Annotated in this window: 15 protein-coding genes; 8 read left to right on the top strand and 7 right to left on the bottom strand. The window is 69.4% G+C overall.

Going from position 1 to position 13,512, the window contains the following annotated elements:
• From purD to VNR91_RS08975, 4 genes are all read left to right on the top strand, one after another.
• Positions 1-734 (top strand): phosphoribosylamine--glycine ligase (gene purD, locus VNR91_RS08990; protein ID WP_325490426.1); only part of this gene is annotated, 734 nt, incomplete at its 5' end.
• 15 nt (positions 735-749) lie between these two features.
• The gene (locus VNR91_RS08985; RefSeq protein WP_325490425.1) at positions 750-1,817 is read left to right on the top strand and encodes a transcriptional regulator; all 1,068 of its coding nucleotides are present in this window, start codon (positions 750-752) and stop codon (positions 1,815-1,817) included.
• Positions 1,818-1,930: 113 nt separating this feature from the next.
• Positions 1,931-2,551 (top strand): hypothetical protein, encoded by a 621-nt coding sequence (locus VNR91_RS08980; RefSeq protein ID WP_325490424.1) that lies wholly within the window; start codon positions 1,931-1,933, stop codon positions 2,549-2,551.
• A 33-nt stretch (positions 2,552-2,584) separates the two neighbouring features.
• A complete protein-coding gene (locus tag VNR91_RS08975; RefSeq protein WP_325490423.1) occupies positions 2,585-3,148 on the top strand; it encodes a hypothetical protein in 564 nt (187 codons plus the stop codon).
• On the opposite strand, the gene VNR91_RS08970 is transcribed toward VNR91_RS08975, so the two are convergent.
• Positions 3,132-4,436 (bottom strand): hemolysin family protein, encoded by a 1,305-nt coding sequence (locus tag VNR91_RS08970; RefSeq protein ID WP_325490422.1) that lies wholly within the window; start codon positions 4,434-4,436, stop codon positions 3,132-3,134. The two genes, VNR91_RS08975 and VNR91_RS08970, sit on opposite strands and share 17 nt — an antisense overlap.
• Positions 4,437-4,564: 128 nt before the next feature.
• Here VNR91_RS08970 and VNR91_RS08965 point away from each other — a divergent pair, with 128 nt between their 5' ends.
• On the top strand, positions 4,565-5,233 hold the full coding sequence (locus VNR91_RS08965) for an OmpA family protein (RefSeq protein ID WP_325490421.1): 669 nt from the start codon (positions 4,565-4,567) through the stop codon (positions 5,231-5,233).
• Positions 5,234-5,337: 104 nt separating this feature from the next.
• Here VNR91_RS08965 and VNR91_RS08960 read toward each other — a convergent pair whose 3' ends face one another.
• Both VNR91_RS08960 and VNR91_RS08955 read right to left on the bottom strand, forming a co-directional pair.
• Positions 5,338-5,766: a nucleoside deaminase gene (locus tag VNR91_RS08960; protein WP_325490427.1), complete on the bottom strand. Its 429-nt coding sequence runs from the start codon at positions 5,764-5,766 to the stop codon at positions 5,338-5,340.
• A 169-nt stretch (positions 5,767-5,935) separates the two neighbouring features.
• The gene (locus tag VNR91_RS08955) at positions 5,936-6,178 is read right to left on the bottom strand and encodes a hypothetical protein (protein WP_325490420.1); all 243 of its coding nucleotides are present in this window, start codon (positions 6,176-6,178) and stop codon (positions 5,936-5,938) included.
• A gap of 180 nt (positions 6,179-6,358) precedes the next feature.
• On the opposite strand from VNR91_RS08955, the gene rpmB reads away from it, so the two are divergent.
• A complete protein-coding gene (gene rpmB, locus VNR91_RS08950) occupies positions 6,359-6,658 on the top strand; it encodes a 50S ribosomal protein L28 (protein WP_325490419.1) in 300 nt (99 codons plus the stop codon).
• Here rpmB and VNR91_RS08945 read toward each other — a convergent pair.
• Entirely contained in the window at positions 6,655-7,707 is a 1,053-nt protein-coding gene (locus VNR91_RS08945) for an esterase-like activity of phytase family protein (protein ID WP_325490418.1), read from the bottom strand. The genes rpmB and VNR91_RS08945 overlap by 4 nt on opposite strands.
• A gap of 160 nt (positions 7,708-7,867) precedes the next feature.
• Here VNR91_RS08945 and VNR91_RS08940 point away from each other — a divergent pair, with 160 nt between their 5' ends.
• Entirely contained in the window at positions 7,868-8,254 is a 387-nt protein-coding gene (locus tag VNR91_RS08940; protein ID WP_325490417.1) for a glycine zipper 2TM domain-containing protein, read from the top strand.
• 242 nt (positions 8,255-8,496) lie between these two features.
• On the opposite strand, the gene VNR91_RS08935 is transcribed toward VNR91_RS08940, so the two are convergent.
• On the bottom strand, positions 8,497-9,990 hold the full coding sequence (locus tag VNR91_RS08935) for an FAD-dependent oxidoreductase (protein ID WP_325490416.1): 1,494 nt from the start codon (positions 9,988-9,990) through the stop codon (positions 8,497-8,499).
• 133 nt (positions 9,991-10,123) lie between these two features.
• Here VNR91_RS08935 and VNR91_RS08930 point away from each other — a divergent pair, with 133 nt between their 5' ends.
• Positions 10,124-10,522, top strand: coding sequence for a MarR family winged helix-turn-helix transcriptional regulator (locus VNR91_RS08930; RefSeq protein ID WP_325490415.1), 399 nt, complete (start codon positions 10,124-10,126; stop codon positions 10,520-10,522).
• A 177-nt stretch (positions 10,523-10,699) separates the two neighbouring features.
• On the opposite strand, the gene VNR91_RS08925 is transcribed toward VNR91_RS08930, so the two are convergent.
• The gene (locus VNR91_RS08925) at positions 10,700-12,307 is read right to left on the bottom strand and encodes an amidohydrolase (RefSeq protein WP_325490414.1); all 1,608 of its coding nucleotides are present in this window, start codon (positions 12,305-12,307) and stop codon (positions 10,700-10,702) included.
• Positions 12,308-12,421: 114 nt separating this feature from the next.
• Positions 12,422-13,512 (bottom strand): TonB-dependent receptor domain-containing protein (locus VNR91_RS08920; protein WP_325490413.1); only part of this gene is annotated, 1,091 nt, incomplete at its 5' end.

Genomic DNA, 13,512 nt, shown 5'->3' with positions numbered 1-13,512 from the left:
TGATCGAGGAGTTCCTGAGCGGTGAGGAGGCCAGCCTGTTCGTGCTGACCGACGGCACCGCGCTGCTGGCCTTTGGCAACGCGCAGGATCACAAGCGGGTGGGTGAGGGCGACACCGGCCCCAACACCGGCGGGATGGGCGCATACAGCCCGGCGCGGGTGCTGACGCCGGAACTGGAGGCGCGCGCGATCGACGAGATCGTGCGGCCGACCGTCGATGCGCTGGCGCGGGTAGGGACGCCGTTCCAGGGCGTGCTCTATGCCGGGCTGATGCTGACTGCCGACGGTCCCAAGCTGATCGAGTATAACGCGCGCTTCGGCGATCCCGAATGTGAGGCGCTGATGCTGCGGCTGGACAGCGACCTGCTCGAACTGATGATCGCCACCGACGACGGTACGCTGGCCGGGCGCGAGGCGACGTGGCGCGACGAGGCCGCGATGACGGTGGTGATGGCGGCGCACGGCTATCCCGGCACGCCGGTAAGTGGCGGCGCGATCGGCGGAATCGGCGCGGCGGAGGCGACCGGGGCGAAGGTGTTCCACGCCGGCACCCGCCGCGACGGCGACGCGCTGGTGGCCAGCGGCGGGCGCGTGCTGGCGGTGACAGCGCTGGGCGCCAGCGTGGCCGAGGCGCAGGCCGCCGCCTATCGCGCGGTCGACGCGATCGATTTCCCGACCGGATTTTGCCGCCGCGACATCGGCTGGCGCGAGATCGCCCGCGAGCGGGGGGAATAGGGCGCCGCCCCGACCATGGCCGCCGGCAGCCTCCGCTTCGACCGTTTCGTCCTCGACGTCGAGGATCGCCGGCTGATGGACGAAGCGGGCCCGGTGGCGCTCAACGCGCGCTATCTCGATGCGCTGGTGCTGCTGGTGCGCGAACAGGGCAGGCTGGTCACCAAGGACCGCTTCCTCGACGAGGTGTGGCACGGCGTGCCGGTCACCGATGAGGCGCTGACCCAGTGCATCAGGGCGCTGCGCCGCGCGCTGGGCGACGACGCCGCCCACCCGCGCCTGATCGAGACGGTGCCCAAGCACGGCTATCGCTTCATCGCCCCGGTCGGGGAGGCCGTTGCGCCCCCGCTCCCGTCCACGCCCCCCGCCGCGTCGCGTCGCTGGCGCGACGTCCTGCGCCTGACCGCGGCCGGAACCGGCGGCGGCGCGGTCGCCGGGATCGCCGGCGGCCTGTTCTACGGCTTCGCCGCCGCCGCGCAGCCGTCGCAGGCGGGGGTGGGGACGCTGTCGATCCTGCTCGTCGTCGCCTGTCTGACGCTGGTCATCGCGACGATCGGCGCGGCCGGCGTCGCCTTCGGGATCGCGGTGGCGGACGCTCTTCCCGGCCGCCGCTGGCTGCGGCGCGTCGTCGGGGGCGCGCTGGGCGGGCTGGCGGTCGGCGCGGTGGTCAAGCTGCTCGGCACCGACGCGTTCAACCTCGTGCTCGGCCAGTCGCCGGGCGACATCACCGGCGCGGCCGAGGGCGTGGTGCTGGGTGGCGCTGTCGGGCTGGGCGCATGGCTGGCGGAGCGGCGCGCGCCGCGCCACGGCGTCGCACTGGCCGCGCTGAGCGGCGGCGTGGCGGGCGCCGCCATTCCGCTGCTCGGCGGACGATTGATGGGCGGCAGCCTCGACCTGATCAGCCACGGCTTTGCCGGATCGCGGCTGCGGCTCGACGCGATCGGCGCGTTGTTTCGCGAACCCGGCTTCGGCCTCGCCAGCCAGGCCGCGACCGGGGCGCTGGAGGGGGCGCTGTTCGCCGGATGCGTCGTCGGCGCGATGATGCTCGCGCACGGCGGTGATTGGCGCAGGAATTCGTCAAGCTGACGGAACTTGCCGACAAGCGCGGGCAGGCTGTCCCCCGCCGGGACTAGCGGGGGTCGACGGAGCCGCTCCGCGCGCTAGAGTCGATTCGGCATGACAAGCAGCGGAGCGGAGCGATGGACGGCACTTTGACCCCGGCGGACGCGGCGAGCGGACAGATGCACTGGCTGACCACCACCAACATCGTCGTGATCGCGATCGCGGTGATCGTGGCGGTGGTGGCGATCTGGTGGGGATTGCGCGCCGCCGCCCGCCGCAACGCCGGGGATGGCGCGATCGCCGCCCCGCCCGTATCCGCTCCGGCGCCGGTGCCGGTCCCGCCGATCGCGGAACCGCTCGCGCCCATCGTCGCCGAGCCGGTCGCGCCACCGGTCGCCCCGCCCCCCCCGCCGCTGGCGGACACGCCGGTAGTCGCCGCCGCGCCGTTCGAGGCGGCGCCCGCGACGATCGCCGCCGAGCTTGCCGCACCGCCGCCGCCCGCGGCTGCGCCCGCCTCCACCAACGACGACTTCACCCGGATGAAAGGCGTCGGCCCCAAGCTGGCGGCGCGGTTGAAGGAGCTGGGCGTCACCCGCTATCAGCAAATCGCCGAGCTGACCCCGGCCGACGCCGACGCGCTCGACGCCCAACTGGGCGCGTTCAAGGGGCGGATGACGCGCGACCGCTGGATCGAACAGGCCGGCTATCTCGCCCGCAACGACCGGGCCGGCTTTGAGGCGGCGTTCGGGAAGCTGTGAGCCGCCCGGCGATCGATTGAGGGTGGCCAGGTGATGTTCGCCCTGCTCGCGATCCTCGTGGCCCCGCTGTCGCCGGGCGCGATCGATTGCGGTTTCGATCGTGACGCCATGCTGGCGCTCGATCAGGCCGCCTTCGATCAGGACATGGGCGGCGGCTGGCGGGCGGTGGCGGGCGGTGGCTGCGATCCGCAGGCCGCCGACCTGATCCGCGATTGGCGGAGTGCCCACACGGCAGCGGACACGATTCTGCTGTGGCATCAGGGGCAGCTGCGCGCCAGCGCCGGCCAGTATGCGCAAGGCGTCACCCTGTTCGAGCAATCGCGCAAGCCCGTGGCCGAGGATCGCTGGGGCTGGAACCTCTACGTCGACGGCAGCATCGCCTTTCTGCGGGGCGACCGGGCGAGTTTCGACGATGCTCGGGCGAAGCTCGCCGGCCTTCCGCGCCCCGCCGATCTGGACCGGATCACGGGCGCCGGCGGCAAGCCCGTCATCATTCGCTGGCCGATGAACCTCCACGTGCTGGAAAAATTCGCGCGATGCTGGGGCCGCCCCTACAAGATCGCCCATCAGTGCCCGCCGGCTACCCCGCCCGGTTGACCAGCAGCTTGTCGATCTTGTGGCCGTCCATGTCGACCACCTCGAAGCGCCAGCCCTGTTCGACGAAGCTCTCACCCTCCTTGGGCAGGCGCTTGAAGATCGCCAGCGCGAGGCCTGCCACCGTCGCATAGTCGCGGTCTTCGTCGAGCGTCATGTCGAGGCGTTCGGCGAGGCGATCGGCGGAAACGCTGCCGGCGACCAGCAGCGAGCCGTCGTCGCGCACCACCACCGCCGGATCGTCCTGCGGATCGACATCCGACGCGAAGCCGCCGGCGATCGCGGCGAGCAGGTCGGTCGGGGTCACCACCCCTTCGAAATGGCCGTATTCGTCGGTGACCAGCCCCATGGGCACCTCGGCGCGGCGCAGCACACCCAGCGCGTCCATCGCGTCGACCTGATCGGGCAGCACCGGCGCCGGGCGCATCAGCAGTCGCAGGTCGAGCGGACGCCCCTCGATCAGCGCGACCGCGATCGATCGCGCCTCGACCACGCCGATCACCGCGTCGATCGACCCCTCCGCCACCGGCAGCCGGGTGCGCGGCGTCGCCAGCAGCGCGTTGCGGACCCCGATTTCATCCAGCGACACGTCGAGCCAGTCGACGTCGGTGCGCGGCGTCATCACTTCGCGCACCGGCCGGTCGGCCAGCCGCACCACACCCGAGATGATCGAACGTTCATGCTCCTCGATCACCCCGGACTTGGAGGCTTCGGCGACGATCAGGTGCAGCTCCTCGGCGGTGACATGATTCTCCGATTCACGGCGCAGGCCGATCAGGCGGAACACCAGCGCGCTGGTGGTGTCGAGCAGCCACACCACCGGCGCGGTGATTCGCGAAAGCCACAGCATCGGCACCGCCATCGCCGCCGCGATCGGCTCCGGCGAGCGCAGGGCGAATTGCTTGGGCACCAGTTCCCCCACGATCAGCGACGCGAAGGTGGTGAGGCCGATGACGATAATATAGGCGATGGTGGCCGCGCTATCGTGGGCGACGCCCAGCGCGGCGATCCGCGCGGCGGTCGGCTCGCCCAGGCTGGCGCCCGAATAGGCGCCGGCGATGATCCCGATCAGGGTGATGCCGATCTGGACGGTCGACAGGAACTTGCCGGGATCGGCGGCAAGCTGGATCGCGGTGGCGGCGCCGCGCCCGCCGCCCTTCGCCAACGCCTCCAGCCGCGCCTTGCGCGCCGAGACGATCGCCAGCTCGCTCATCGAGAACACGCCATTGAGCACGATCAGCGCAAGGATGATCGCGACGTCGATCCACGGGAAAGGAGGAAGCGCGGGCATGGCGGGCGCGCCTCTTTAGCCGCGAAGCTTGCCGCTTCACAACAGCCGCGTCATGCCGCGTTCAGCGCATACCGGGAACAAGCGCGCCGGAAACCGGGTTTGATGCCCGGAATATGGGAGGTTCAACAATGATTCGTGCCAAGCTTTCGGTCGGAATGGCGCTGGCGGCCCTCGCGCTGACCAGCGCGTGCGTGACCGACCCGGAAACCGGCGAGCGCCGCCCGGCCAAGGCCGGCTGGGGCGCGGCGGCGGGCGCGCTGGGCGGCTATCTGATCGGCGATCTGGTCGGCGGTCGGCATGACCGGACCGAAAAGATCCTGGGCGCCGGCATCGGCGCGATCGCCGGCGCGGGCGTCGGCGCCTACATGGACAAGCAGGAGCAGGAGCTGCGCCGCCGCACCGCCGGCACCGACGTGCAGGTGACCCGCCAGGGCGACGACCTGGTGCTCAACATGCCGTCGGGCATCACCTTCGCCTATGACGATGCGAGTATCCAGCCGCAGTTCCGCGGCACGCTCGACCAGGTCGCCGACGTGCTGCGGCAATATGACCGCACCTATGTCGACGTCTATGGCCACACCGATTCGACCGGCAGCGACGATTACAACCTGCGCCTGTCCGAACGCCGAGCGACGTCGGTCGCCGACTATCTGTCGAGCCACGGCGTGCAGGGCGCGCGCATCGGCACGCGCGGTTTTGGCAAGACCCAGCCGGTCGCATCAAACGCCACCGAGGACGGCCGCGCCGCCAACCGCCGCGTCGAGATCAAGGTCGTGCCGATCACCGACGCGGGGTGACCGGAGGTCTCCGGCCTGTGCTCTAGCGCAGGCCGGAGCACCGCGCGGCGGGTGATTCGACGGCTCCCGACGCTCCGGCCTGCGCCGGCGTACGACCCCGGGCACTACCGCCGGGCGGCGAAGAAATCGCGCAGCAGCGCCGCCGCCTCCCCCTCGCCGATGCCGGGATAGACCTGGGGCCGGTGATGCAGCGTCGGCTGGGTGAACAGCCGGGGGCCATGCTCGACCGCGCCGCCCTTCGCATCGGGCGCGGCGTAATAGAGGCGGGCGATGCGGGCGTGGGCGATCGCGCCCGCGCACATCGCGCACGGCTCCAGCGTCACCCACAGGTCGCAATCCTCCAACCGCTCGCGCCCCAACGCCGCCGCGCCCTCGCGAATCACCCGCATCTCGGCGTGGGCGGTGGGATCGCACAGCCCGCGCGGGGCATTGCCGGCGACCGCGATCACCCGGCCGGCGTGGACCAGCGCCGCGCCGACCGGCACCTCGCCGGCGGCGGCGGCGGCGTGCGCGGCGTCCAGCGCCGCGCGCATCGGATCGGGGAGCGGGAACATCGCCGCATCCTAGCGCGTGCGACCGGCTTGTCGAAGCCAGACCGGATCACATGCGGGCAAGCGCCGGCGGCGGCGGTGGTGCCCTTTCATCCGTCGTCCCCGCCGTCGCCCCTGCCCGCGTAGGGATGACGGTTCGGGGGCTTCAGCCCTATTGCGCGACGGCGGCGTTGTCGGCCTTTTCGACCTGGATCGAGGGCACTTCGACCGTCTTGTTGACCGTGCCGACGTTGATGCTGCCGACGTCCGCCTTGAACTGCGGCGCCTGCCCGCCCTCGATCCTGATCTTGGGCAGGCTGGCCTCGCGCGTCTGGTCGATGCTGACCATGCCGAGCGCCATCAGCACGACCAGCACCACCACGGCGAGGCCCAGCAGGGCGAGTAGCGTGCGCATAATCCGGTCTCCTCCAATCGGTTCGTTCGCGAAATAACGCGGCAGCGCCCCGCCGGGTTGCACGCGCATCGATGTGCCCCGATCGTCGAATCGGTTGACGCGCCGGCCGTCTCCGGTTACGTGCGCCGCCTTTCCGGGCATGATCTCTTGGGATCGGGCCGAAACTCAGGAACGAGCACAATGTCGCGCATCTGCGAGCTGACCGGCAAGGGCCGGCAGGTGGGGAACAACGTTTCCCACGCCAACAACAAGACCAAGCGGACCTTTCTGCCCAACCTGCAGAACGTGACGCTGATCAGCGACGCGCTGGGCACCGGCGTCAAGCTGCGCGTGTCGACGCACGGGCTGCGCTCGGTCGAGCATGTCGGCGGTCTCGACAACTGGCTGATCAAGACCAGCGACGACGATCTGTCGCTGCGCGCACGTCGCCTGAAGCGCGACATCCGCAAGAAGCTCAGCAGCGCGGTCGCCGCGGCCTAATCGCCGCCTGACGCCTGCGGAACCGGCCCGCTCTTCCCCGGAAGAGCGGGCCGTTCGCGTTTGCGCGTCAGAGCACGCGCCGGCAGATCGAGCCGGAACTTGAGCAGCAAAGTGCGCTGGAACCAGGTCGAGCTGTTGTCGTCCGACACCAGCCACACAATCGTCGCCCCGCCCTCCCGCGTCACCGCGATCCCTTCGAAATTGTCGTGGATCAGCGGCGCCTCCAGCGCGGCGATCTCCCGCCCGCGCACGCGCGCACCGGGGGTGATCGCGCGCTGGTCGAGCAGCACCAGCGTGTTGACGAATCCGGTCTTTACCGTCGCGCGGCGGGTCAGCACCAGCAGGCGCCCGTCGGGCAGTTCGGCCGCGTCGGTCGGCTGGTAGTGATCGGGCGGCACGAAGGTGAAGGCGAAGCCCCGCCGCGGCCCAGTCACCGGATCGCCGGCGAAGCGCAGCGCCACCCTGCCCCCGCCCGGCGCGCGCTTTCCTTCCGAAAACACCAGGAAGCCGCCGTCGCGCAGCCGCACCATCGCCTCCGCCCCGCTGTTCAGCGGCCATTTCGCCATCGCCGGCGGCGCCACCGACGCCTCCGCCCGTGCGAAGCCGGGGCTGTAGCGCCAGATCATGTTGGCGCGCTCGAATCCCACCCAGACCTGGCCGGTCGCCGGATCGAGCGCCATCGATTCGCTGTCCCGATCGAGCTTGCGCCAGCCCGATCCGGGACCGTCGGGCAACACGCCGAAGCGCGGGGCAAAGGGCCGCATCGGCGACGCCATGCGAAAGCTGAACACCAGCCCGCCGTCCGACAAGAGTGTGAAGCGGTCGCCGTCGACGGTCATCGCCGAATAGCCGCCGAACGCGCGGTCGCCGCTCTTGAAATGAAGCCCCCCGAGGAAAGTCAGCGCACCGACCTGGCGTATCCCGTCCGGCGCCAGTGCCACCCGGCTGGTCCGCACCTCCGGCGTGCCGCGATAGAGCGCCAGCCGCTCCTCGCCCGACCAGCCCGGACACAGCAGCAGCACGGCGAGGATCACGCGGAGGATACGCACGCCGCCGCTCTGCCCGAAGCCGGCGCCGGGCGGAAGGGCTTCGCCTGAACCCAGGATAACCAACGGATTCAGGAACCGCTCAAGCCGGTTGTGCGAATCAGGCTTTGTCGACGGCGGCCGTGCCGCACCAACGCCGGCACGAATTGCGAGGAGACACACCATGTTCAAGAAGCTCACGCTTGCCGGCGCCGCGTTCGCGATGGGTGTCGTCAGCCTGGCCCCGGCGCCCGCGATGGCGCAGCGTTACGATCGTTACGCGTCGCAGGGCCGCTATCAGGACGGCTATCGCCAGGATCGCGGCTATCGCGATTATCGCGACCAGCGCGGCTATCGGAATTATCGCGGGCCCAACTATGCCTATCGCGGCGGCCGCGAGTGCCGCGACGGCGACGGCGGCACGATCATCGGCGCGATCGCCGGCGGGCTGATCGGCACATCGGTCGCCGGGCGCGGCGACGGGGCGCTGGGCGCGATCATCGGCGCCGGCGCCGGCGCGCTGGCCGGCCGCGCGATCGATCGGTCGGACCGTCCGAACTACTGCCGATAACGAGTTTGCGTATCCCCGCGTAGCGTATGGGGCTGAGGGGCCGGCTTCCTGTTGAAGCCGGCCCCTCTTGTTTTGCGGGCGCAATGAAGAAGGCGGGTTCACGCGGGGCGCGGCGGGTTGCCCCCAGCCCCGGTGTCTCGCGACGGCGCAGAGCAAATAGGTGCCGAGGAAGCGGGAAAAGGTCCGCCGCTTTGCCCTTAATGCCTAGGCGACCATCACCGCCGCGCCGAAACCGCGACCACTCAGTCGACACCGACTCCATGCAGGTAGGCTGCGAGCCGCGGAGCCTGCTCGCACGCCACGATGGCGCCGATATAGCCGTCGGGGCGGATCACCACGCAGTCGCCGTTCTCCACTCCGTAGGCGGAAGCGAATTCGCCGCGATCGTCGGCGAGGTCCAGTCCCGGCCCGATCCGGTGAATTCGCAGGCCGGGTCGTGGCGTGATGCCGTTACCGCCGCCGCCATAGTCGAACATCGTCCAGTGCGGGCCGGACAGCAGGTCGAATATCCGTCGCGGCTGGCCGGCGCTGCCGGTCAAACGGGCGTCGGGCGCTCGGTCTCCCGCCTGGACAACGGTGTCGCGGCCCACCGCGTCCAACGCGAGCGAGGAGCCCCGATAGCCCAGGTCGAGTTGCTGGACGTCACGGCCCCTGCGCAGGACTCCCTGCTTCATCTGGTCGAGCAATCCGGTCGACAGGCCAAGCATTTCGGCGGCGATCGCGCGACGCTCTTCCTCGTAACTGGTCAACAGCCTGTCCTGCCCGCCCCGCAGCACCGCCGCCAGCTTCCACCCCAGATTATAGGCGTCCTGCACGCTGGTATTGAGTCCCTGTCCGCCGGTTGGCGGATGGATATGCGCGGCGTCGCCGACCAGAAGGACTCGACCCACCCGGTATCGGTCCGCAAGCCGCGCGTTCATGGAATACACCGATGCCCAGGATACCGCGCCGACGAGAATGTCGTCGCGACCGGTGCGGTCGACGACAAGAGCGTTGAGAGCGTCGACCGTCGTCTCCACGTCGCCCTCGATCGGCACGGGCGCCTGGATCTGGAAATGGCCGGTCCCCGCCAGCGGGCAGATCGAGACCTGCCGCTGCATGTCGCCCCCGCCGAAGCGGTGCCAGAAATCGCGCGACAAGCCGGACAGCGTGACGTCGGCGACCAGCGCACGGACGCCGAGCGTCTTTCCCGGAAAACCGATGCCGAGCGCCTTGCGGACGATGCTGCGGCCGCCATCGGCGCCGATCAGGTACCTTGCGCGGACGGTCTCCGGCGCTTGCGGCGCGCCGAGTTGAGCGACGACCGCTGCATCATCCTGCGCGAACGAAATGAGCTCGCAGCCGAATTCGACCAGATGGCCGAGCTCGGCGAGACGGTCGCGCAGGACACGCTCGGTCAGGAACTGCGGCACCATCAGCGGCAGATTGAACGGCTCGGTCGGGCTGGCGACGGACGCCTCCATGAGGTCGGAATCCCGGCAGCCGCCATCGGAAAGATACTCGCGCTGCCCGGGGTAGAGCCCGCCGACCGCGAACAGTCGGTCGATGACACCGATATCCTCGAACACCTCTTGCGTGCGCAGCTGGATGCCCTTGCCACGCGATCCGGCGAATGGCGCCGGCAGCTTCTCGACGATGCGCAAGGCGATGCCGCGCCGCGCGAGCTCGATGGCGAGCGTCAGGCCCGCGGCGCCGGCGCCGCATATGAGCACCTCCACGTCGATCGGCTGTTCCATGTCACGACTCCTATGTGTATTATGCATATATCCCGGATGGAGCGCGGTCGTGTCAACAATTAAAGTGCAAAATACACATATTAGCGCCCAGCTTCCCAAGCTGCACCGTGCGCTCATCGACATCGTCCGGATGATGAACGCGCCCGAGCGCGACGATGCGATGCTCGCGGGGGCGGGCCTTTCGCTCGAGCGCGCTCTGTTCCCGCTGCTGGTATCGGTCGAGCGTCTGGGTCCGATCGGTGTCGTCGAACTCGCCGCCGGGGTCGGACGGGACTATACCACCGTGAGCCGCCAGATCGCCCGACTGGAGGCGCTTGGCCTCGTCACGCGCAAGGCCAGCGTGCGGGACGGGCGCGTGAAGGAAGCGGTGATCACGCCGAGCGGCAAGACCGCGACGGATGCGATCGACCGCGCACGTGAGACGATGGCGGTCCGCCTGTTCCAGGATTGGAGCACCCGGGACTTCGAGGAGCTTGTCAGACTGATGCGCATGCTGGCGGACGGCATGGGCGACAAGGCCGGAGACGCGTAGGCGTCCCCGGCATCCGGTGGATCGGGTTGAAGGTGAGCCGAACCGGCGGCTGTTACGACCCGGCCCCGATGGAGGGTGCCTTCGTCCGCTTCTGGCGTCCGCTCGGCCTGCCACCGCCCGCCGCGCAACCGGCGAGCGATTTGCCGTTCGGCGCTTCTTATCGGCCGGCCAACGCCGCTATTTCGCCTCCGCCGGCCCGGTGCCCAGCGTCGGCCATTTGACCCTGAGCTGTTCCAGATACGAGCCGTAACGCTGCGGATCATAATAGCGTTTGGCCAGATCGGGCTGGTAGCGCGCCATCGTCTCGGCGTTGAGCCACGTCGCCGGCGCATCGTCGCTGGCCAGCACCGGGATATAGTGCTGGTCCTTGTTCTGGACGTCGCGGAAATAAGCCCTGGCATCGGCGAGCAGCTTGGGCCGGGTCAGCAGGTCGACGATCGTCATCGCCATCACCCTGGCCCCGGCCTCGACGCCCTTGTGCGCGATCGGCGTCGCCATCGCGATCGCGTTTGTCCAGTTATGCCCCGGCAGCCCCGGAATGTTCGAGGGATAGCGGAGCGTGATCGTCGGCACCGTCCAGCTCACGTCACCCACATCGTCGGACCCGCCCGACGCCGGCTTCGCGGGCGGGGGGCCAAGCTTTGCCAGTTCGGTCTCCAGCCCGTCGTGCACCGTCGCGCCGACATTCGCCTGCACCGCCTTGGCGAACGCCTGGTCGTCGGCGTCCCATTTGGGCATCCCCACCGCGACGATATTGGCCTGCGCCGCTTCCGCCATCGGCCGGTTGAAATGCTGGATCGCCGCCGTACCCAGCAGGCGCCGGCTGACGGTGGTGCTGGAGATCTTGGCGGCGCCGTCGGCGATGTCGTCGGCGGTCTTGAGCATCGTGGCGATGGCGTCGAAGCTCTGCTCGCGCAGATAGAACCAGATCTTTGCCTGCGACGGCACCACGTTGGGCTGGTCGCCGCCATCGCTGATGACATAGTGCGAGCGCTGCTCGGGCCGCAGATGCTCGCGGCGCATCTCCCAGCCGTTGGCCATGGCAATGACGCCGTCGAGCGCGGAGCGGCCGCGCCACGGCGCACCGGCGGCATGCGCGCTTTCGCCCTTGAAGGTGTATTCGACGCTGACCATCCCGGTGCCGCTCGGCTGGCCCCAGCCGGTGGCGAGCTGGCTGGCGACATGGGTGAAGATCGCCGCGTCGACGCCCTTGAACACACCTTCGCGCACCAGATAGGCCTTGCCGCCGAGCAGCTCCTCCGCGACGCCGGGCCACAGCACCAGCGTGCCCGGCGTGTTGGTGCGGACCATCCAGTCCCTGACCGCCAGCGCCGCGACGATGTTGAGCGCCTGTCCGCTGTTATGGCCTTCGCCATGTCCCGGTCCCCCCTCGACCATCGGCTGGCGCCACGGGATGCCGGGGGTCTGGCTCGCCTTGGGAATGCCGTCGATGTCGCTGCCCAGCGCGATCACCGGGCCGCCGCTGCCGTTGGTCCAGCGCGCCACCCAGCCGGTCGGCAACCCGGCGACGCCTCGCTCGACGGTGAAGCCTTCCTTTTCGAGCAGCGTGGTCAGGTAACGCGCGGTTTCGGTTTCCTGAAACCCCAGCTCGGCATAGCTGAACAACTGGTCGCTGATGACCTGCGCCAGCTTGGCCCGCGCCTCGACCCCGCGCACCACCTCCGCCTTGGCTCCGCCCGGCGCGGTCCGCGCGGCGGCGGGCAGGGCGAGCGCCATGATCCCCGCCGCCACGACACCGATGAGCCTGTGTCGATCGATCCGCATGATCCGCCCCCTTACCTTCATCCGACCGGTCGCCGGCATGGCCCTGTCTACCAGAAGGAGCAAGGCCATGCCGAACCGGACGTCAATCGCGCCCGCGCCCGAGATCGCGCCGCCTCACAGCTTGATCTTGACGTTCGCAAAGAAATACCGCCCGACGACGCCATAAACCGTATCGTTGCGATAGATCGTCGGCACATAGGGCGGCATGACGTTGAAGATGTTCTTTACGCCAAGGCCGAACTGATAGTTCTTCGCCACGTCGACCTGCACCGAAAGGTCGTTATACACCCGCGCCGGGACATGGTTGTCCGGATAGGATTCGTCCGAATCGGTATTCAGGTCATAGGTGGTGGCGCTGATGAAGCGCGTGTCCAGCGCGACGTTGACCTTGTTCAGCCGGTACGCGGTCATCAACGTTCCGCGGAAACGTGCGTCCTGCCAGCCGCCGTCGGCGATCACGTTGCCCGAATCGATGCCCGGCGTGGTCTCGGTCACCTTGTCGAGCAGGTAGGTGCCCTTGAACGAGAGGTTGAGCTGGCCCGCGCCCAGCCGATGCCGATACGCCGCGCCGAAATCGATGCCGCGCGCATAGAGGCGCGCCGCGTTGAGCTGGTTCGACTCCACCGACGTCGGATTGTGCGCCACCGGATCGCGGACGATGCGGCCGCAATACGGGTTGTCGATCGTCGGCGCGTCGACGCACAGCCTGAGCAGCGTCGCATAGCTGAACTGGGTGATGACGTCCTTGATGTCGATGTCCCAGTAATCGACGGTCAGGTCGAAACCGGGCAGGAACTTCGGCTGGAGCACGACGCCCAGCGTCAGGCTGTTCGACGTCTCGGGCTGGAGGTTCGGATTGCCACCCGTGGTGACGACCGGCCCGATCTTCGAATCGGGCAACGGCGTGGTGATGCCGAGCGCCCGGCAGTTCGCCGCGCGCCGCTCGCTGGCGTAATAGGACACATCCTCGCACGGATCGTCGATCGATCCGGTGAGCGTCTGGATCTGCGCCTCGTAGAGCTCGCCGAAATTGGGGGTGCGGACGCTGCGCGAGCGGACGCCGCGGAAGCTGATCCCGGCGAACGGCGACCAGGTTGCGCCACCCTTCCACGTATGGGTGCCGCCGACGGTGCTGTAATCCGAATAGCGATAGGCACCCTCGACGTCGAACCGCTTTATGAACGGCAGGTCGCGCAGGACCGGGA

Source organism: Sphingomonas sp. (assembly GCF_035555815.1).
GTDB lineage: Bacteria > Pseudomonadota > Alphaproteobacteria > Sphingomonadales > Sphingomonadaceae > Sphingomonas.
This window is presented reverse-complemented; position numbering and strand designations above follow the sequence as displayed.

Coding starts and splice junctions, on each gene's coding strand:
- VNR91_RS08985 (WP_325490425.1), top strand. CDS start 750: ATGGCCGCCGGCAGCCTCCGCTTCGACCGTTTCGTCCTCGACGTCGAG.
- VNR91_RS08980 (WP_325490424.1), top strand. CDS start 1,931: ATGGACGGCACTTTGACCCCGGCGGACGCGGCGAGCGGACAGATGCAC.
- VNR91_RS08975 (WP_325490423.1), top strand. CDS start 2,585: ATGTTCGCCCTGCTCGCGATCCTCGTGGCCCCGCTGTCGCCGGGCGCG.
- VNR91_RS08970 (WP_325490422.1), bottom strand. CDS start 4,436: ATGCCCGCGCTTCCTCCTTTCCCGTGGATCGACGTCGCGATCATCCTT.
- VNR91_RS08965 (WP_325490421.1), top strand. CDS start 4,565: ATGATTCGTGCCAAGCTTTCGGTCGGAATGGCGCTGGCGGCCCTCGCG.
- VNR91_RS08960 (WP_325490427.1), bottom strand. CDS start 5,766: ATGCGCGCGGCGCTGGACGCCGCGCACGCCGCCGCCGCCGCCGGCGAG.
- VNR91_RS08955 (WP_325490420.1), bottom strand. CDS start 6,178: ATGCGCACGCTACTCGCCCTGCTGGGCCTCGCCGTGGTGGTGCTGGTC.
- rpmB (WP_325490419.1), top strand. CDS start 6,359: ATGTCGCGCATCTGCGAGCTGACCGGCAAGGGCCGGCAGGTGGGGAAC.
- VNR91_RS08940 (WP_325490417.1), top strand. CDS start 7,868: ATGTTCAAGAAGCTCACGCTTGCCGGCGCCGCGTTCGCGATGGGTGTC.
- VNR91_RS08935 (WP_325490416.1), bottom strand. CDS start 9,990: ATGGAACAGCCGATCGACGTGGAGGTGCTCATATGCGGCGCCGGCGCC.
- VNR91_RS08930 (WP_325490415.1), top strand. CDS start 10,124: ATGAACGCGCCCGAGCGCGACGATGCGATGCTCGCGGGGGCGGGCCTT.
- VNR91_RS08925 (WP_325490414.1), bottom strand. CDS start 12,307: ATGCGGATCGATCGACACAGGCTCATCGGTGTCGTGGCGGCGGGGATC.